This is a genomic window from Flavobacterium sp. GW823-FHT06G12 (genome assembly GCF_058794775.1).
In genome coordinates, this window is record NZ_JBXAHE010000002.1 from 740,871 (window position 1) to 759,752 (window position 18,882).

The 18,882-nt window shown below is 34.1% G+C and carries 14 protein-coding genes and 2 tRNA genes; 10 read left to right on the forward strand and 6 right to left on the reverse strand.

The window, feature by feature from the left end:
• The first annotated feature begins 120 nt into the window (after positions 1-120).
• The 4 genes from AC1Q5Z_RS10140 to AC1Q5Z_RS10155 all read left to right on the forward strand — a co-directional run bounded on the left by AC1Q5Z_RS10140 (position 121) and on the right by AC1Q5Z_RS10155 (position 4,980).
• Positions 121-1,296 carry a helix-turn-helix domain-containing protein gene (locus AC1Q5Z_RS10140; protein WP_492444631.1) on the forward strand — a complete coding sequence of 392 codons (1,176 nt, stop codon included), beginning with the start codon at positions 121-123 and terminating at the stop codon, positions 1,294-1,296.
• A 66-nt stretch (positions 1,297-1,362) separates the two neighbouring features.
• The gene (locus AC1Q5Z_RS10145) at positions 1,363-2,331 is read left to right on the forward strand and encodes a SphA family protein (RefSeq protein WP_492444633.1); all 969 of its coding nucleotides are present in this window, start codon (positions 1,363-1,365) and stop codon (positions 2,329-2,331) included.
• Between the two features lie 69 nt (positions 2,332-2,400).
• Positions 2,401-3,561: a BamA/TamA family outer membrane protein gene (locus AC1Q5Z_RS10150; RefSeq protein WP_278019894.1), complete on the forward strand. Its 1,161-nt coding sequence runs from the start codon at positions 2,401-2,403 to the stop codon at positions 3,559-3,561.
• Between the two features lie 222 nt (positions 3,562-3,783).
• Positions 3,784-4,980, forward strand: a complete 1,197-nt coding sequence (locus AC1Q5Z_RS10155) for a C1 family peptidase (RefSeq protein ID WP_198854945.1) — start codon at positions 3,784-3,786, stop codon at positions 4,978-4,980.
• A 72-nt stretch (positions 4,981-5,052) separates the two neighbouring features.
• Here the strand turns inward: AC1Q5Z_RS10155 and AC1Q5Z_RS10160 are convergent, their stop codons facing one another.
• Together AC1Q5Z_RS10160 and AC1Q5Z_RS10165 are read right to left on the reverse strand one after the other, a co-directional pair.
• The gene (locus tag AC1Q5Z_RS10160; protein WP_343589711.1) at positions 5,053-7,248 is read right to left on the reverse strand and encodes a S8 family peptidase; all 2,196 of its coding nucleotides are present in this window, start codon (positions 7,246-7,248) and stop codon (positions 5,053-5,055) included.
• A gap of 208 nt (positions 7,249-7,456) precedes the next feature.
• The gene (locus AC1Q5Z_RS10165) at positions 7,457-7,852 is read right to left on the reverse strand and encodes a helix-turn-helix domain-containing protein (RefSeq protein WP_198854942.1); all 396 of its coding nucleotides are present in this window, start codon (positions 7,850-7,852) and stop codon (positions 7,457-7,459) included.
• A 192-nt stretch (positions 7,853-8,044) separates the two neighbouring features.
• Here AC1Q5Z_RS10165 and AC1Q5Z_RS10170 point away from each other — a divergent pair, with 192 nt between their 5' ends.
• Both AC1Q5Z_RS10170 and AC1Q5Z_RS10175 read left to right on the forward strand, forming a co-directional pair.
• A complete protein-coding gene (locus AC1Q5Z_RS10170) occupies positions 8,045-8,323 on the forward strand; it encodes a hypothetical protein (protein WP_343589709.1) in 279 nt (92 codons plus the stop codon).
• Between the two features lie 120 nt (positions 8,324-8,443).
• A complete protein-coding gene (locus AC1Q5Z_RS10175; protein WP_492444637.1) occupies positions 8,444-9,127 on the forward strand; it encodes a hypothetical protein in 684 nt (227 codons plus the stop codon).
• A 776-nt stretch (positions 9,128-9,903) separates the two neighbouring features.
• Here the strand turns inward: AC1Q5Z_RS10175 and AC1Q5Z_RS10180 are convergent.
• The 4 genes from AC1Q5Z_RS10180 to rseP all read right to left on the reverse strand — a co-directional run bounded on the left by AC1Q5Z_RS10180 (position 9,904) and on the right by rseP (position 11,855).
• Positions 9,904-10,188, reverse strand: a complete 285-nt coding sequence (locus AC1Q5Z_RS10180) for a GIY-YIG nuclease family protein (protein ID WP_343589707.1) — start codon at positions 10,186-10,188, stop codon at positions 9,904-9,906.
• 53 nt (positions 10,189-10,241) lie between these two features.
• Positions 10,242-10,315, reverse strand: a tRNA-Asn gene (locus AC1Q5Z_RS10185).
• 39 nt (positions 10,316-10,354) lie between these two features.
• Positions 10,355-10,428, reverse strand: a tRNA-Asn gene (locus AC1Q5Z_RS10190).
• Positions 10,429-10,511: 83 nt separating this feature from the next.
• Positions 10,512-11,855 (reverse strand): RIP metalloprotease RseP, encoded by a 1,344-nt coding sequence (rseP, locus tag AC1Q5Z_RS10195; protein WP_343589615.1) that lies wholly within the window; start codon positions 11,853-11,855, stop codon positions 10,512-10,514.
• A gap of 200 nt (positions 11,856-12,055) precedes the next feature.
• On the opposite strand from rseP, the gene AC1Q5Z_RS10200 reads away from it, so the two are divergent.
• The 4 genes from AC1Q5Z_RS10200 to AC1Q5Z_RS10215 all read left to right on the forward strand — a co-directional run bounded on the left by AC1Q5Z_RS10200 (position 12,056) and on the right by AC1Q5Z_RS10215 (position 18,880).
• Positions 12,056-13,126, forward strand: a complete 1,071-nt coding sequence (locus AC1Q5Z_RS10200; RefSeq protein ID WP_492444639.1) for an NADH:flavin oxidoreductase/NADH oxidase — start codon at positions 12,056-12,058, stop codon at positions 13,124-13,126.
• A 208-nt stretch (positions 13,127-13,334) separates the two neighbouring features.
• Positions 13,335-14,378 (forward strand): Gfo/Idh/MocA family oxidoreductase, encoded by a 1,044-nt coding sequence (locus AC1Q5Z_RS10205; RefSeq protein WP_343589611.1) that lies wholly within the window; start codon positions 13,335-13,337, stop codon positions 14,376-14,378.
• Positions 14,379-14,640: 262 nt separating this feature from the next.
• The gene (locus AC1Q5Z_RS10210) at positions 14,641-15,855 is read left to right on the forward strand and encodes an MFS transporter (protein ID WP_343589609.1); all 1,215 of its coding nucleotides are present in this window, start codon (positions 14,641-14,643) and stop codon (positions 15,853-15,855) included.
• A 205-nt stretch (positions 15,856-16,060) separates the two neighbouring features.
• Positions 16,061-18,880: a carboxypeptidase-like regulatory domain-containing protein gene (locus tag AC1Q5Z_RS10215; protein WP_492444642.1), complete on the forward strand. Its 2,820-nt coding sequence runs from the start codon at positions 16,061-16,063 to the stop codon at positions 18,878-18,880.
• Positions 18,881-18,882 lie beyond the last annotated feature (2 nt).

An 18,882-nucleotide genomic window follows, 5' to 3' on the forward strand; every position in this document is an offset into this window, starting at 1 on the left:
AAACAGAAATAAATATTGTACTTGCCAAGCTTCGGCAAGTGCAATTTTATACTACACGCCCCTTCTCGCATTCTATTTTTAAGATTTTAAGAAAACCATTCACTAATTAAGCTTAAAAAAATGATCGATATATTACTCTCACTTTTCTTTTTCGTAGCCACAATTGCTGGTCTGGCAACTTCAATTATGGTTTTATTTTCTAGAAAAAACTATTCAAAGAGTTTCTTTTTGGGAATGTTTTTATTGAGTCTTGCGGTAGTAAGTATCTACAATTTTTATTTGTCGGCCAACTTATTTAAAGATTTTCCAGATCTATTTACCATTACAAAAGCGTTTATATTTTTAACCGCTCCTTGCTCATTTTTGTACGTTAGAAACATTTTATCATTAAATAAAAGTTTCAGAAAATACGATTGGTTGCATTTTGTTCCATTTGGCATTTATTTCTTTTTAACGCTGGTTGTTTATGTCGGAAGTTATACTAATATAAAAGCGGTTCATTATATTGCAGGATTAATCAAAAATCCATTTTCTGTTTTAACACTGACGATTTGGCTTTTCTATGTCTTTTTTCAAACCATGTTGATTTTAAACTATGATCTGAAAAAATTTGCAGGAAACCAATTTCATCATATTAAAGTAATTAACTGGATTAGAGTATACAATCTCATGATTTTGGTTTTATTTTCGGCACTTTTTGTTCATCATTTTTTATTGCAAAAAGTAGAGCCAACAGATCTTTCGTGTTATATTCTCATTTCTTCTGTATTGTTTTTTACCGTTGGTTGGCTTTATTTCAAACCGCAAATCTTTCATGACGAAGAAGAAACATTCGATTTTGTTGTAGACAATACAGTAGTAGTAAAAGCGAAAGAAACAAAAAGTACGCTTCCAATTGCAAACGAACTGACTCTCGAAAAAAGGGAGGAATACCTTATGAAACTAGATTACGAATTAAACTCTAAAAGTTTATTCTTAAAAAAGGATTTTGTAATAAGAGATTTGGCTGAAGAAACAGGAATATCTGTGCATCATTTATCCAATTTAATTAATTCTGAATTCGGACTTCATTTTCAGGATTATGTAAATCTTAAAAGGATTGAATATTTTAAAGAGAAAATAAACGATCCAGAATGGAAAGATTTATCCTTAGAAGGCATGGCTTGGGGTTCTGGTTTTAAATCTCGAACAACTTGTTTCAGGGCATTTATAAAACACACCGGAAAATCTCCTTCAGAATACTTTAAAACGATTCGCATAAATCCGGATCGTTCAGAGGTCTATTATTTCAAATAAAGTTTTCTCCAATAATAATTATTTGATGCCTGTTACCAAGCCGTAATCCATTCAAAATATTTCATTATGAAGGCAAAAATTAGTAATCCGAAAAAACTAGCGCAATCGGTTTTAACAGCAACATTGCTATTGATTGCTTTTTGTGGTAATGCCCAGTTAAAAGGCGGACATATTTTGGGGTCACTGGGGCTTCAATCGGGAACTCAATCACCAGAAAACACACTTAGCGTATATATTCCAGGTTATATTTATAGCGCATCTTCTTTAAGAGATTCTAACGGAGACAAAGTTGGCAATCCAGATCTTACGATGTTTATAACAGGTATTGGAGCTAATTATGTAAGCGATTTTAAAATTTTGGGAGCCAATTATGGAGCCACAATTCTGATAGCTGGCGCTTCTAACACAATTCAAGGAAGTTACATCGATTCTAAAAGCGATTTTGCTTTTACAGATATGTATATACAGCCCATTCAGTTAGGCTGGCATAACAAAAGAGCCGATTTTGTATTTGGTTATCAATTGTATTTGCCCACTGGTAAATATGAACTTGGCGGAAGCAACAATAGCGGTTTAGGAATGTTTATGAACGAATTCTCTGCAGGAACTACATTGTTTTTTAATGATAAGAAAACATTTCATTTTTCGGCTTTAGCCTCTTATGAAATCAACGGAAAAAAGAAAGACACCGATATAAAAACAGGAGATATTTTAAGCATTGAAGGGGGTTTAGGAAAAACTTTTTATTGCATGAATGCCGAAAAAACAGCTCCAAAAGGCATACTCAATGCGGGTTTAATTTACTATCTGCAATACAAAGTTTCTGAAGACAAGATTCCAGTAGGAAGCATTCTTGTTATTGAACCAGACAAAGATAAAGTTGCAGGACTTGGCGCAGAGATTAATTATCTGCACATTGGCTGTATGACATCGGCAGGTTTTAGATGGGTTGGAGAAGTCAATGCCGAAAATAGATTTCAAGGAAATACCTTTTTTATTACGTTGGCACATGTTTTCAGTTTCAAGAAAAAATAATTTCTTAATTAAGAATTTCGGGTTTTGTAGATGAGGTGAAATTTTAAATATAAACGATAAAAATCTTATATGAAAAACAAAAAACCGACACAAAAAAGCATTCTATTTTTGGTTTGGATTATCTTATCGTTTAATGTTTTAAGCGCGCAAAAACACCAAGTAGTTTTTAAAGATTCTCTAGATGGAGCTTTCGATTTGAGTGACTTTCTTATCTATGCCAACGGATTCTTAGTTGTGCCTACCATTGTTACAGAACCTGCGCTGGGAGGATTTGGAGGTGCAGTCGCACCGGTTTTCTTAAAAAAACGTCCGCCTGTTATTGAGGAAGACGGAACCAAACGCCTTGTAAATCCAGATATAACAGGAGGAATAGGAATGTATACCGCAAATAAAAGCTGGTTGGCAGGTGCTTTTCGTTCTGCAACATTGGTAAAATCTAAAATATTGTATCGTGGTTTTGCCGCTTATGGCGATATGAATTTATCATTTTACGCCAATAATCTTCCCAATCATAATGACGAAGAATTTAAGCTCAACTTTAAATCAACTATTTTTTATACGCAATGGCTCAAACAGTTTAAAAATGCAAAATGGAGTGCAGGACCGCAATATCTATTTTTAAACTCCAAGATAAACCTGCCCGATTTTAATCTTCCGCCGCCATTTGTTGACCCTAAAGACATTAAGAGCACCATAAGCCAGCTGGGACTTGCGCTTCAGTTTGACGGACGTGACAATATATTTACACCAGATAAAGGAGTAAGAATTCAGTCCGATTTTTTCTGGTCAGACAAGGCAATTGGCAGCGATTACCAGGCATGGCGAATAAATTTATCGGCAATAGGATATTATCCGTTGGCGAAAACCTTAATTGGTGGGCTCAGGATTGAAGGAGAACAGGCGTTGGGGAGTCCGCCTTTTTATTTACAGCCAGGAATTAATATGCGAGGAATTCCCGCTGCCCGTTATATGGGAAAAACCAGTATTGTATCTGAACTCGAGTTTAGATGGGATTTGTACCGAAGATGGAGTCTTATGGGCTACGGAGGTCTCGCAAGCGCCTTTAACGATTGGGATCAAGCTTTTGCAAAACCTGTCGTTTACAGCTACGGAAGCGGTTTTAGATACCTAATTGCCAGAAAATTTAAACTCCGAATGGGAATAGACGTTGCCAAAGGACCAGAAGATTGGGCATACTATATCGTTTTTGGAAGCAACTGGATGCGATAAATTTTGAAGCAAAAAAACTTGTAAGAAGTTAATTTATAAAATACTACACACAAAAAGCCTCAATAATGCGTTATGGAGGCTTTTTGTATTAAATAACTTAATAATTTATGCCGTTAAGAAAATATTAACAATTTAAGATTACACAAATTGTATAATATTTAATTGTTTTGTAACAAATTGGAAACATTGAAGACTAATTTTGTTAAATCTTAAACATAAATTATGAATACATTTTCATTCAAATCAGTGTTTGCTGCTTCAGTATTTTTGGCTGGAACTGCAGGCTGCTTTGCGCAAGACATTTTAGTAAATTCACTTAAACTAAATGCAAGCGACAAAAGTAAAGAAAACTTCAAATTCACAGAAGTAATTAACCTAGGTACAACATCTGTAAAATCTCAAGGATCATCTGGAACTTGCTGGAGCTACTCAACAAACTCATTCTTAGAGTCAGAAATGATTCGTTTAGGAAAACAGCCAGTTGAGCTATCTCAAATTTATTCTGCAAGAAACGTATATGTAGAAAAAGGAGTAAACTATGTTCGTATGCACGGAGCAATTACGCTTGGAGACGGAGGAGCTCTTCACGATGTAATTAATATGTATAAAAAATATGGAACTGTGCCTAGAGAAGTTTATACAGGATTAAACTACGGAACAGACAAAAACAAATTTGCTGAAATGGGCGCTCTTATGGAAGGTGTTCTTACAGCAGTGGTAAAAAACCCGAACGGAGAATTGACTCCAAACTGGCAAAAAGCGTATGCAGCAGTTATTGATTCTTATTTAGGAAAAGTGCCAGATAACTTTACATACAAAGGAAAAAACTACACGCCACAATCTTTTGCTAAAGAAGTAGTAGGAATTAACCCAGATGATTATGTAGAAATGTCATCTTTTACAAACGCTCCTTACTACCAAAAAACAACTATGATGGTGCCAGACAACTGGTCATTAGATCAAGTTTACAACGTAAAATTGAACGATATGACAGACGTTATCGACAATGCACTTAAAAAAGGATATACTGTAGCTTGGGCAACAGATGTGAGCGAGAAAAGCTTTAGCTGGAAAAACGGTGTAGCTTATGTAGCATCTAAAAAATTCGACGACATGACAGCTGAAGAAAAAGCAGACATGTTTAACGGACCAAAAGCTGAACCAGAAATTACTCCAGAAATGCGTCAGGCTGCGTTTGATAACTACACTACAACAGACGACCACGGAATGCACATTATTGGTCTTGCAAAAGATCAAACTGGAAAAGAATACTATATCGTAAAAAATTCTTGGGGAGAAACAAACGACTACAAAGGTTTCTTGTTTGTAACTAAGAACTTCGTAAAATATAAAACTACTGCATTACTAGTAAACAAAGGAGGAATTCCTGCTGAAATTGCTAAGAAATTAGGGGTTTAATTACCTTAGAGTTTTTACAGAAAATAGAAAAGCGCCGTAATCTTTGGATTGCGGCGCTTTTTGTTTTTACTATTATGCAGCAATATTTATCTCAATTTGTTTATATATTTTTCCAAATTCAGATATTATATCTTCATAAACGTTTTTATTACTTTTTTCATCAATTATTTCGATTACAACAGAATAATCTTGCTTGTAATTTTCATCAACATTGCCTCTCGTGTATAATCTCAATCTTAAATCCCATAAACCTGTTAAGTATGCTCTTGTGAAACTTTTTTCAAATTGAATTATAGGATTCCAAGGTAAATTGTACTTATCCCTAGAGATATTTATAGGAGAAAATCCTCTAGTAGATGGCTTAAATAATTTTGCAGAAATTCTTGAATTTGAGTATTCATACTCATTGTCTGGGTTCACGGAAGGATCATAAGTTATTGTTATTTTAATTTTTAATTTAGAATCCTCTTCACATGCTAGTGTTTTAGGAACATGAAAAGAAATGTATTGGTAATTTTCTTGATCTAGCTCTCCTTCAAATATAAAAGCAGCATTATGATCATTAGCTCTAATTGCATTTTCGATATTTGGTTCGCCAAATCCTACGTATTTTGAATTTGCGTCAGTAAGTTGATTATGCTTATCTCTTTTATCACTAAAATGACATATTAAACTTTTTACTAGATTTGGATCGCTATTGGGGTAGTAATCAAATAGTTTCTGAGCATATTGAGAAATTATAGGGGCAGCATGACTCGTTCCTACATCTAGGGCTAAATTTAATCCATCACTACTAATTCCATAAGTTGAAGTGCGAGGTGAGGGAGTATACGGTAATATTAGATTTCCTCCATGAGCTACAACTTCGGGTTTTATACCCATGTCAGCTCCTGGACCTATTCTTGAAAAGGCAGATAGAAAGTTGTTTTGAGATAATGAATTAGGATTTGAATATTTTGCAATTGATCCAACAGTTAGCCCAAGTAAAGATTCTGCAGGAGAACCAATTCTTGATTCAAAATGATTAAAATGATCTACAGGAAAAGGGCCTAACATTCGATTTATATTTCCTGCTGCAATTACAAATAAAACTTTGTATTCTTTTGAAAGAAAATCTAATAATTTAGCTAATTCAGAAAACTCAAAATTTGCGATTGGATTTGGAATTCCTAAAGACAAATTAAAAACTTTGATGTGCTTATAATTTGCTAGAACAACTTCTTCGATTGCTTTTCTAAGTTCAAATTCTGTTGGGTTTTTTTCTTTTCCTTGATTGTCAATGCCAAAGACAGGAACATCTAACAGGTAACAGTATGGTTCTAAAATATAGGTTCCTAAACAATTTTCTATATTATCACCAAAAACGCATCTGCTAGCGACAAATGTTCCATGATTATATCCACAATCAATTGATCCAGCAGGCAGATAAAGAATTTGCCCTTGTACAATATTTTTGAAAATTCCATTTCTATTTATTCCGGAATCAATTATGCAAATTGTCGAATTTGATTGGACAGGCATTACTTTTAATTCACTTGGCACTTTTTCAGCAGGAATAGAATTTTCCACAAAAAAAGTTCGATTTACTTTTATTTCCCTTATTGTTGTAAATTCGGATGCAATTTTTGATATAAATACACCTTTAATAGTGCATTCTATAGAGCTTATTCCATTTGTGAAATTTTGAAAACTTACATTTTCAGTATATTGTTTTATCTCCTCTACAATTCTATTGTTTATTGCAAGTCTCTCTTTTTTTTCAAGAGCATTAAATAGATTTATTATAATGGATACTTCTGTTAATGATGTCACGTCAATTTCTGATTTAATCTTATTTTCAGAAGGAATAGTATAAATGTGCTCAATTGGAGAGAAATACGTTTTTCCAGTATTGTCTTGACTATTAATGTATTCATTTAGTTTTTCTTCAAAAATTTCAATTTTATCTTTTTTTATTCTAGCAGTTCCAAGTGATTTATTCGTTGTTGAATAACTTAAAATTTCTAGCCCTAAATGTTCGATTTTTTGTTTTTGATTTTTCAATGAATATCCTCTCGGAGTTTCTATTTGAAGATAAATGTCGGAAGTGTAGTGAAAATCTCTTTTGTCATATTCTATTTCTTTTAGCTCGTTAACTTCTGTCAATAAAACTAATCCATGTTCTTTGTGGTTGCTTCTTTCGACAGAAACACCACCGCCAGTTTTTTCATATTTTTCATTTCTAATATTGTCTTTTGGAATTTCAAAATGGAATTTATCTTTTGACATAATATTTGAAATTTAATGATTAATAATAAAATAAATTTTTATAGGGCAAAATACAATTTACATTTTGTAAATATAAAATATTGATTTTTAGTTGTTTTACGGTTTTCCGTAAAATATTAAGTAAATTTATAAGATAGAGTAAAGAATATTTAAACAAAAAAAGAGGCGCATTCAATGCGCCTCTTTTTATATATATAAAATCAGAAATCTACTTCCCCTTCATCAACCTCTCCAAATACTCCACTTTATCCTTTTCAGCCTGAACCAAACGCTCGTAAAGTTCCACAACTTTATCAAGTGGATTGAAGTTGCAATTATGGTTTACAGTTGGTCCGCTATGAATAACAGAACCTTCGTGATTATTTTGAATGTTGTTTAATACAACCTCGTCGCTATAGTTCTTAATTGCATCAGCCGAAACTCCCAAAGCTTCAGCAATAGAGTTTAGTCTTTCGTCGTCAACATTTTCGCTTCCTTCAATTGTAGAAACGTATTGTTGGCTAACACCTATTGCAATAGCAAGTGCTTCTTGTTTCATTCCTCTAAGCTCACGAATGCGGCTTATGTTTCTCCCGATATGTTTTGGTTTTGTTGCTGTGCTCATACTTCAAAGATATTAAAAATCCTTAAAAATTAGGAATGTAGTAAAATACAATCTTTTTAGCTGTGAGATAAAATCTCAATCTATTTTGTTAAAATGTATTCTATCGTTTATTTAGCCAGAACAAAAATACAATTTTTCGTACAATAATTATTCATTAATCAAAGCCATAAATCAAAGCCATAAATCAAAGCCATGAAAACAGAAAACGAAAGCAATGCAAATGAGAACAAAATAATAGAATCGGTAGCGAGATTGGTATCAGATATTTGTTTCGACGGAGAATATAAAAACCATCCAGAATACTTAACCGAGATTTTTGAGCATCTTCTAGAAACAGAATCGGGAGACAACCGTTCTTTACGAATTAAAATGTTAAGCTGTATTAGAACCAGTAAAATGTTGGCAAAAGCGCTAGAACCATTTTCAGACGAAGAAATACAAAAAGCCTGCGTTCAAATGATAAATGCGTAAAAAGAAGTACTTTATCGGCTTTCTAAGTAATTCATGGTGTGTGTAAAGCTAAGTAAAAGAAAATCAGTAACTTTGATCTGAGTTTTTTAATTGGGGCATCTAATTTTATTCAAAAAAATCATGAAAAAGTATGAAGCAATTTTATGTACACTTGCGTTCGTATTTTCTCTCGGCTGTTTTGCCCAGCGCACCAACCATGCCTCCGCTTCGCCAGTAACAGGAAAAACGACATTATTGACGGATAGTCTTGCTAATAATAGCGATTTTGTAATACAATCGTATTATGTAGAAGAAAGAATAAATAAGTTATTTGGAGGTAGAATTATTACTTACCAAGTTTCAAAATTGGACATGGTCGACACTTACGATCTTGGGCCTAATAATACTAGAACAGTAATTCCGAATTACGTAAAAAGAAAACCTAAAGTAGCTCCAAATGCCATAGAGGCCAAAACAACTGTTGCAAGCGCATCTGCTTCTTTAGAACCTGTAAAGGTAGAAATTACAGCTCCTGCATCTATAAGTTCAAAATACGTAAAAGTCGATGTAGTCAACACGTATGCAAAAGTTATTGATAAAGGATATAAATCTACCGATATGCTAAAAAAAGTTGCCAACCGACTGTATTTTGAAGGAAATTTGAAGGAAGCAGTAGGTTATTATGCGCAGCTATTTGAAGAATCTCCTAATCTAGAAGTTATTTATTATTATAGATACGCCCAGTCTTTAAAAGCAATAAACGAAGATGAAAAAGCCAATACTTTAATGAAAAGGTTCAAGAGCGAAACTTTGACAATGAAATAAGATTTTTTCTTTGTGTGTGAAATTTTTTTAACGCAAAGTGCGCTAAGATTTACGCAAAGAGCACAAAGCTATTTTTAATGTGGAGTTTAGCCAAAATCTAAAGATTAAGTTCGCAAAGCTTTGTGTTTATAAAGTTTTGCGAGCTTTTTTGTGTGAAGTTTTTTAACCGCAAAGGGCGCTGAGGTTTTGCGTAAAGTTTTTTAACGCAAAGTACGCTAAGATTTACGCAAAGAGCACAAAGCTATTTTAATGTGGGGTTTAGCCAAAATCTAAAGATTAAGTTCGCAAAGCTTTGTGTGTATAAAGCTTTGCGAGCTTTTTTGTGTGAAGTTTTTCAACCGCAAAGAGCGCTAAGGTTTTACGCAGAGTTCGCAAAGGTTATTTTGAGATAAATCTAAAGATTAAGTTCGCAAAGCTTTGTGTTTATAAAGTTTTGCGAATTTTTTTGTTTTACCTACAGTTTGTCATCCTGAGGAACGAAGGATCACACTCGCATATCGACAAAGATTGGCAATCTTTGCGATCTCTTTTATAGATTCCTATTAAGTCTCGGATAAAAAAAACTCTTAGCGACCTCTGCGTTAAATCTTTGCGACCTTTGCGTAAAAACCTTGCGCTCTTTGCGGTTAAATAAACAACCCTATTATTGGAATTTGGAATTTTTAAACTTTGGAATTTGAACAAAAAAAAGACGATCAAATTTGATCGTCTTTTTTTAAGCTCCCCCTCTTGGGCTCGAACCAACCCCGATAGCTATCGGGGCTCTGATTAATAGGTTATTTGTATTTTTCTTTCAGTTTTAAAATAATATCTGGATACTTGATTAAGTTTTCAATATAAGTTTTGCTCTTCATGTTTTTGATATGCTTTTCTATTGAAAGTGCTTGGGTTTTGTTGGCACAGTCAAAACTAAGAAACAAAGTCCAGTCATTTGCATTTGCAGTAAATTTGTTGGAAGGTGAATTTTTGTGAAATTCTAATCTTAAGTCAAAATTAGTTGTATAGCCAATATAATAGCGATTAAGCTTTAGGGAGTGTAGAATATATACAATATGATTCATGGTATAGGGGTAAAAAAAATACCACTTACAATTTGTAAGTGGTATTTAATAAGCTCCCCCTCTTGGGCTCGAACCAAGGACCCTCTGATTAACAGTCAGATGCTCTAACCAACTGAGCTAAGGAGGAATCACCTTAAAAGGTTAATATGTTTGCTAAAAAAAGTTGCTCCCCCTCTTGGGCTCGAACCAAGGACCCTCTGATTAACAGTCAGATGCTCTAACCAACTGAGCTAAGGAGGAAAGTGTTGCTCTTTTTAGCGAGTGCAAATATAAAACTATTTTTAGTTTCTCAAAAACATTTTCACTCTTTTTTTGACTTTTTTTTACTTGCCAACAATCGCCTTGTAAATGTCGTTACCGTTAGCAAACAGTAGTAGTGAAATAAGTAAAACAAAACCAACCATTTGCGCATTCTCTAGGAATTTATCGCTCGGTTTTTTGCCGCTTACAATTTCATATAATAAAAACATTACGTGTCCACCATCAAGAGCAGGAATTGGCAATAAATTCATAACACCAAGCATAATTGACAATAAAGCTGTGATTGACCAAAAAACTTCCCAGCTCCAAGAACTAGGGAAAATGTTGTAAATAGCCGCAAAACCACCCACTTGTTTGTAAGCTTTAGTTTCTGGATTAAAAATCATTTTCAATTGTTTTCCGTAACCAACTAATTGATCTTTTCCTTTTTGAAGACCAACCGGAATAGATTCGAAGAAACCGTATTCTTTTTTACTTACTTTATAATAACCTAATTTTTCTAAAGAATCCATTCCTAAACCGCCAACAGCAACTCCAAGTTTTCCTGCATTAGATACTTTTACAGTAATAGGAGTTTCTTTTAAATCACGCAAAACAACAGCAGGAATAGATTTTCCTTTATTGTTTTCTAAAATAGCTTTAGCTTCATCAAAATATTTAATTTTCTGTCCGTTCAAACTTACCACTAAATCTTTTGGTTTTAGAGCAGTATTCTCAGATTCTTCACTAATTTTGCCCACAACAAAAGGCATTCTAATGCCAATTAATAAGCCTTTTTCAGTTTTAGAAAGCTGATCAACAAAATCTGTTGGCATAGTAATCGTTTGCTGTTTTCCGTCTCTTTCGATCAAAACGTGTTTTGCCATGATCACATTCATGTTCATATCGCTGTCAAAATTTTCTACAGCTTTTCCATCAATAGAAATAATTTTATCTCCAGTTTTAAAACCTGCTTTAAGCATTGCAGGATTTTCAATTGCAACACCGTCTTTTAAGTCAGAGTTTGCGATATAAGTATCTCCGTAAGCAAATGCCATTCCGATATAGATAATAAAAGCTAGAATAAAGTTTACGGTAACACCACCAAGCATAATAATTAAACGCTGCCAAGCTGGTTTAGAACGAAATTCCCAAGGCTGAGGCGGAAGCGCCATTTGCTCTTTATCCATACTTTCGTCAATCATTCCAGAAATTTTCACATAACCACCAAGCGGAAGCCATCCGATACCGTATTCTGTTTCTCCGATTTTCTTTTTGAAAAGTGAATATTTAACATCAAAAAACAAGTAAAATTTTTCGACTCTAGTTTTAAACAATTTAGCAGGGATAAAATGCCCTAATTCATGAAGAATAATAAGTAAAGATAAACTCAATAGAAATTGAGAGAGTTTGATAACTATATCCATTTGTTGTTTTTAATTCGTATTTAACGCACAAAAGTAGCGTTTTCTATTTTAATATAAGAGTGCAAGATAGTGTTTAAGGTTTTAAATGTTTGTTAATTAATAAACATTTCGATTTCTCTTTTTAACAAGATGCCGTAACTTTACTTTTCGAACACTGCCTTACTCATTGGTAGTATAAACTCATTAAAAGTTACAAGTTTATGGCAACGAAATTATTTTCTCCTATTACTATAAAAAATATCACCTTAAAAAATAGAATTGCAATCTCGCCCATGTGCCAGTATTCTGCAGTTGACGGATATGCAAACGATTGGCATCTGGTTCATTTAGGAAGCCGTGCCAGCGGAGGCGCAGGACTTATTATTCAGGAAGCTACGGCAGTTTCTCCAGAAGCCCGAATATCTCCAGCCGATTTAGGAATCTGGAAAGACGAACATATCGAAAAACTAAAACAAATCAACGCCTTTGTTGTTTCTCAAAATTCGATTCCCGGAATTCAGTTGGCACATGCAGGAAGAAAAGCGAGTGTTTCGGCTCCGTGGTTGGGAAATAAAAAGTTAGATTTCGCTCAAGGCGGATGGCAGACTGTTGCGCCAAGCGCGATTCCGTATCACGACAACGAACCGTTTCTTCCAGAAGCATTAGATAAAAACGGAATTCAAAAAGTAATTTCAGATTTTAAATCGGCAACAAAAAGAGTGGTCGAAGCAGGATATCAGGTTGTAGAAATCCATGCGGCTCACGGTTATTTACTGCATCAATTTCTTTCTCCATTAACAAACGTAAGAACAGACGAATATGGAGGGAGTTTTGAAAACAGAATCCGTTTCACATTAGAAATTGTAGAAGCGGTTCAATCAGAATGGCCATCAGATCTGCCTTTGTTGGTTAGAATTTCGGCAACTGATTGGGCAGAAAACGGATGGAATCCAGAAGAATCTGTTCAGCTTTCTAAAATATTAAAAGAAAAAGGAGTAGATTTAATCGATGTTTCATCAGGCGGATTGGTTTCGCATCAGAAAATTACATTAGGGCCAGGCTATCAGGTTCCTTTTGCAGAAAAAGTGAAACAAGAAGCAGGAATTTCAACTGGTGCAGTTGGTTTAATTACAGAAGCCAAACACGCGGAAGAAATTTTAAATAACGGTCAAGCCGATTTAATTTTGTTCGCAAGAGAATCTTTAAGAAACCCAAATCTTCCTTTGGATTTCGCTAAAGAACTAAACGACGATATTCAATGGCCAAAACAATACGAAAGAGCTAAACTTTAAATATTTTTATTAGCCACAGATTACACAGATTAAAATGATTTTTTTCAATTTTTTTTTCGCCACGAATTGCACAAATTTTCACGAATTTATTTAAGTTTTTGAACATTATGATTTGTGTAATTGCTTCGCCTATTCGCTATCGCTCGGGTCGTGGCAGACAGAAAATCCTTTTTAATCCATATAATCTGTGGCAAAAAAACATAACAACATGCAGAAAATTAAAACAGCATTATTATCATACGGAATGTCGGGGAAAGTTTTTCACGCTCCGTTTTTAGATATTCACGAAGGATTTGAACTTTTAGGCTCTTGGGAAAGAAGTAAAAAACTAATTCAGGAAGATTACCCATACGTAAAAAGTTATGCGTCGCTAGACGAACTTTTAGCAGACGATGTAGATTTAGTAATCGTAAATACGCCAGTTGGAACGCATTACGAGTACGCTAAAAAAGTGCTTTTGGCAGGAAAGCATGCCGTTGTAGAAAAAGCTTTTACTACGACTGCAGCCGAAGCAAAAGAATTGGCAAAAATTGCAAAAGAAAAAGGTTTAAAATTGGCTGTTTTTCAGAACAGAAGATGGGACAGCGATTTTAAAACCGTTAAAAAAGTAATTGATGATGGTCTTTTGGGAGATTTAGTAGAAGCCGAATTCCATTTTGACAGATACAATCCGTTATTGAGTCCGAAAGCACATAAAGAAACAGCAAATGATGGCGCAGGAGTTTTAAAAGATTTAGGACCGCACATCATAGATCAGGCAGTAAGTTTATTTGGATGTCCGAAAGCGGTATTTGGAGATATTCGTGTAACGAGAGAAAACTCTGTTGTAGACGACTGGATCGATTTGACTTTGTTTTATTCTAATTTTAGAGTACGCTTAAAAGCAGGATTTTTTGTGAGAGAAGCCAACCCAGCTTATACTTTGCACGGAAAAAAAGGCTCTTTCTTAAAACCTCGCGGAGATGTTCAGGAAGATGATTTAAAAGTAGGTAAAAAACCAAACCTAGATTCTTGGGGGACAGAAGATGAAAGCTTGCAGGGACTTTTGCACACCGAAATAGACGGTAAAATTGTGAGAGAAAAAATCCCAACGCTTCAAGGCAATTATTTTAGTTTCTTCGATGGCGTTTACGACTCGATTGCAAACGATAAAAAAGAACCTGTTACTGCAGACGAAGGGGTAAAAGTAATGCAGGTTATAGAAGCCGCAATTGCAAGTAATGCCCAGCAAAAGGTAATAGGTATATCATAAAAATGTTCCTACGGAATAATGAAATATAAATAATTAAAGGGATTATCTCAATTTTTGAGATAATCCCTTTTTATTTTCTTGAAAAAATGAAACAAATTATAATTCCATTAAACCCGAAAAATTGTAATTTTAATAGACCAAATTCAATTAAAAACCTTTGAATTTATAAACAATAACGTTGTATATTGTGTATAACCTGAGGCTTTATGCACTTTGACGAGCGTTTTTAGTATTTTTGACAACATTCCAATAAAAATTCAATATGCTGATAAACATTAATCCATTATCGCTTTTTCAGACCAAAGCCAAAATCAAGAAAGTATTTAGAGAAGCCAAAGCTTCGTATTTAAACCGAATTCGTTTTGCTGTTGGAATGTTTTATTTTGGAATGGGTTTGAGTTTTGCTACATGGGCAAGTAGAATTCCAGACATCAAAAGTGCTTTACATTTGTCAGAAGGCGATTTGGGCTCTATACTTTTTGCGCTTCCGGTTGGACAGCTTATTGTTATGCCATTTTCAGGAAAAATGGTAACTAAATTTGGTAGTCATCGTATTTTGGTTTTCTCTTTAATAATGTATGTTTTGTGCTTAATCAATTTAGGTTTGGCAACAACATCGTTACAATTATCATTAGGATTATTCTTGTTTGGTGTGTTCGGGAATCTTGCCAATATTGCCGTAAATACTCAAGGAGTTTATACAGAGGTTTTATTCAAAAAAACAATCATGTCTTCTTTTCACGGAATGTGGAGTTTTGCTGGATTTACCGGTGCATTGGTAGGTTTAGGAATGCTGGCTTTAGATTTAAGTCCGTTGCATCATTTTATGATTGTAGCCGGAATTGTATTATTGATGGTCGCACTTAATTTTAAATTTTTAATTAGAGCCAAAGAAAAAGTAAAGCCAAAACAAGAAGGCAAAAAACTATTTGTAAAACCAGACACAGCTTTGCTTTGGTTAGGAGTAATCGGATTCTGTAGTATGGCGAGCGAAGGTGTAATGTTCGATTGGAGTGGCGTTTACTTTAAAGACATTGTAAAAGCTCCAGGACCATTGGTAGTTTTGGGCTATACTTCTTTTATGATTATGATGGCTAGCGGAAGATTTTTAGGCGACGGATTAATCAATAAATTCGGACGTGAACGTGTTATGCAGATTAGTGGTGTCATGATTTCGGCTGGACTTTTTACGGCTGTTTTTCTTCCTTATATCATTCCGTGTACAATCGCTTTTATGTTTGTAGGTTTGGGCGTTGCAACGATCGTTCCTACTGTTTATAGTATTGCAGGTAAAAATCCAACCGTTCCTGCGGGCGAAGCTTTAACTATTGTTTCTAGTGTAAGTTTCTTAGGTTTCTTAATGGGACCTCCAGTAATTGGACATATTGCACAAAGTTTCGGATTGCAGTTTTCTTTTGCCTTCATCGGAATTTTTGGTGTTCTGATTGCTTTTATGGTTTCTAAAATTAGAACTTAAGCATAACTCTATTTTTCGATTAAAATTTATTAAAAACAAACAATTATGTAGGAATTTATTTATAATTTAAATATTTTTCCTACATTTGAATCCAAGCAATAGCTTAGAGTTTTTAAAACGCTCTTTTTTTCCAAAAACCAATTTTATCTTTTGAATAAAGGATTTCGATCCTAAGATTATTTTTCAAAGTAAATTGGATTTTTTGATGGTAAAAAAATACGTTGTCTTCTTTTTTGTATGGTTTTTTAATTTTGCTTTTTCGCAGAAGGAAATCACAGTAACAGGAATTGTTATTGATGCTCGAACGCAAAATCCGCTAGAAAGTGTCGTGGTAACCATACAAAATACTGCTGTGATGCAGCTTACTTCAAAAACAGGGAAATTTGAACTTCACATATTTCCTAAAAAAGAACAGCTTCTTTTATTGAGAAGCCAAGGTTACAAAGATTTTCTTTTAAAAGTCCAGTCTAATTTAAAAGAAAATATAGATCTCGGAATTTTACAATTAGAAGATACTTATTCAGATGAAGTTCCAGCTGCATTGATTACGTTGTCAGACAATGATTTTTCAGATGATAACAGTTCCTCTGAAATGACATCTGGTCTTTTGCAATCTTCAAGAGATGCTTTTATGCAGGCATCGGCATTCAATTGGGGGCAAGCTCGATTTCGCGTTCGTGGTTTGGATAGCGAAAATGCAATCACAATGCTTAACGGAATGCCAATGAATAAAATCTACGATGGCAGACCGCAATGGGGTAATTGGGGCGGTTTAAACAATGTGCTTCGCAATCAGGAATTTTCAATCGGTACAGCTGCTTCCAATTATACCTTTGGAGGAATTTTAGGCACACAACAAATTTTTACTCGTGCTTCTTTGTACAGAAAGGGAGAATCTTTTACGTTTTCTGGGAGCAATACCACTTATTTATGGAGGGCAGTTGCTACTTATGCTTCGGGAATGAATTTGTCTGGATGGGCTTTTGTCGTTTCAGCAGGAAAACGTTGGGCAGATGAAGGCTATTTTGAAGGTACAAGTTTCGATGCAGATTCATTCTTTATTAGTGTAGAAAAAAAAGTAAACAAAAGACATTCTCTCAATTTTACAGGGTTTTATACGCCAAATTCAAGAGGAAAAAATTCAGCCAATACAAATGAAGTTACCAATTTAATGGGTGAAAAATACAATTCGTATTGGGGATTTCAGAACAGTGAAAAACGAAATGCCAGAGTAAAAAATGTAGAAGAACCACTGTTTATGCTGAATCATTACTTTAAAATTGATGATAAAACGAATCTTAATTCGGGTGTAATGTACCAGTTCGGAAAAGTCGGAAACAGCAATATTGATTATCAAAACGCAGATAGTCCAGACCCTGTATATTATAGAAAAATGCCAAGCTATTTTAGTTCGCTTTACGCGAAAGATCAAGGCGAATTTTCAGGTGCGTTTACCCCAGATTATGAAAATGCAGAAAATAGTAAAACAGCTTTTTTAGCAAATCCGAGGATAAATTGGGATGAATTGTATTTTGCCAATCAGAAGCTTGGACCCAATGGATATGAACCTGCACAAAGCCATTATGTCCTTTATGAAGACAGAACTGACGACAAGACTTTAGCAGTAAATTCAAATTTAAATATACAGATTACACCTAATATTTCTTTTGATGGCGGTTTTACTTTTAAGAAACTAAAATCGCATAATTTTCAATATTTGCTAGATCTTCTTGGCGGAGCATATTTTGAAGATATTGATCCGTTTTACAAAGGAAATCTCTCTCAATCAGATTTGCAACATCCAAATCGGCAAGTTGTCAAAGGAGATGTTTATGGATATAATTATAATCTTTTGGCTAACACTTTGGATGTTTTTACCCAATTTAAATTTAGTTATAACAAAACCGAATTTTTCTTGACACAGTCTTATTCGTTATCCAATTATCAGAGGGAAGGATTATATCAAAACGGACTCTATGCAACAACATCTTTAGGAAAAAGCGAGAACGTAAATTTTGAAAATTTTGGTTTCAAAGGCGGATTTACCTATAAAATTTCAGGAAAACAATTACTGTTTTTTAATGCAGCACATTTTACTAGAGCGCCTTCACTCAGAAATACTTTTTCGAATGCACGGTTAAATAATAACATTGTTGATGGGATCGAAAGTGAGAATACGAGTAGTGCAGAGGCTAATTATGTATACCGCTCATCAAAACTAAAATTGCGTTTAACGGCTTATTATGCTGCAATTAAAAATACTTCTAAAACTTCTTATTTCTATGCTGAAGGAATTTTTGATAACGGTTCTGGCTACGATCCTACAAACGCATTTGTTAGTCAGACCTTGACAAAATTGGATAAGAAAAATACAGGAGCAGAATTAAGTTTTGAGTATCAAATCTCATCAACATTCAAAACAACTTTATCGGCGGCATTTGGAAATTACATTTATAGCAGTAATCCCAATGTCACAATTACCAATGATGCCAACAGATCAAAAGATGGAGCGCAAACTACGTTTGATTTTGGGTCCGCTTTTTTAAAAAATTACAAGCAACCTGGAACTCCGCAACAGGCGTATTCTTTTGGATTAGAATATCGTGATCCGAAGTTCTGGTGGATTGGCGGGAATATAAATTATTTGTCAGAAAGCTATATTGATGTTTCACCAATTTCTAGGACTTCTCAATTTTACATCAATCCAGCTAATGGTTTTCCTTTTCCTGAAGCAACTTCTGAAAGAGGAAATGAATTATTAAAGCAGGAAAAATTTCAACCCATTACATTGTTGAATTTTAATGGTGGCAAGTCTTGGCGCATTCATAAAAAATATATCGGACTTTTTGCCAGTATAAATAATGTTTTGGGTTTGATATATAAAACAGGTGGTTTTGAACAGGCAAGAAATGCAAATTTTAGAGCCTTAAATCAAGATATGACCAGTGGAACACCTTCTTTCGGATCTAGGTATTATTATGGCTATGGCCGAACTTATTTTTTAAATCTTACAATCGGTTTATAAAC

Bases quoted from the DNA above. Each gene is read 5' to 3' on its own strand.
- AC1Q5Z_RS10140 (WP_492444631.1), top strand. From the start codon at position 121: ATGATCGATATATTACTCTCACTTTTCTTTTTCGTAGCCACAATTGCT.
- AC1Q5Z_RS10155 (WP_198854945.1), top strand. From the start codon at position 3,784: ATGAATACATTTTCATTCAAATCAGTGTTTGCTGCTTCAGTATTTTTG.
- AC1Q5Z_RS10145 (WP_492444633.1), top strand. From the start codon at position 1,363: ATGAAGGCAAAAATTAGTAATCCGAAAAAACTAGCGCAATCGGTTTTA.
- AC1Q5Z_RS10205 (WP_343589611.1), top strand. From the start codon at position 13,335: ATGCAGAAAATTAAAACAGCATTATTATCATACGGAATGTCGGGGAAA.
- AC1Q5Z_RS10160 (WP_343589711.1), bottom strand. From the start codon at position 7,248: ATGTCAAAAGATAAATTCCATTTTGAAATTCCAAAAGACAATATTAGA.
- rseP (WP_343589615.1), bottom strand. From the start codon at position 11,855: ATGGATATAGTTATCAAACTCTCTCAATTTCTATTGAGTTTATCTTTA.
- AC1Q5Z_RS10150 (WP_278019894.1), top strand. From the start codon at position 2,401: ATGAAAAACAAAAAACCGACACAAAAAAGCATTCTATTTTTGGTTTGG.
- AC1Q5Z_RS10215 (WP_492444642.1), top strand. From the start codon at position 16,061: ATGGTAAAAAAATACGTTGTCTTCTTTTTTGTATGGTTTTTTAATTTT.
- AC1Q5Z_RS10165 (WP_198854942.1), bottom strand. From the start codon at position 7,852: ATGAGCACAGCAACAAAACCAAAACATATCGGGAGAAACATAAGCCGC.
- AC1Q5Z_RS10210 (WP_343589609.1), top strand. From the start codon at position 14,641: ATGCTGATAAACATTAATCCATTATCGCTTTTTCAGACCAAAGCCAAA.
- AC1Q5Z_RS10170 (WP_343589709.1), top strand. From the start codon at position 8,045: ATGAAAACAGAAAACGAAAGCAATGCAAATGAGAACAAAATAATAGAA.
- AC1Q5Z_RS10175 (WP_492444637.1), top strand. From the start codon at position 8,444: ATGAAAAAGTATGAAGCAATTTTATGTACACTTGCGTTCGTATTTTCT.
- AC1Q5Z_RS10200 (WP_492444639.1), top strand. From the start codon at position 12,056: ATGGCAACGAAATTATTTTCTCCTATTACTATAAAAAATATCACCTTA.
- AC1Q5Z_RS10180 (WP_343589707.1), bottom strand. From the start codon at position 10,188: ATGAATCATATTGTATATATTCTACACTCCCTAAAGCTTAATCGCTAT.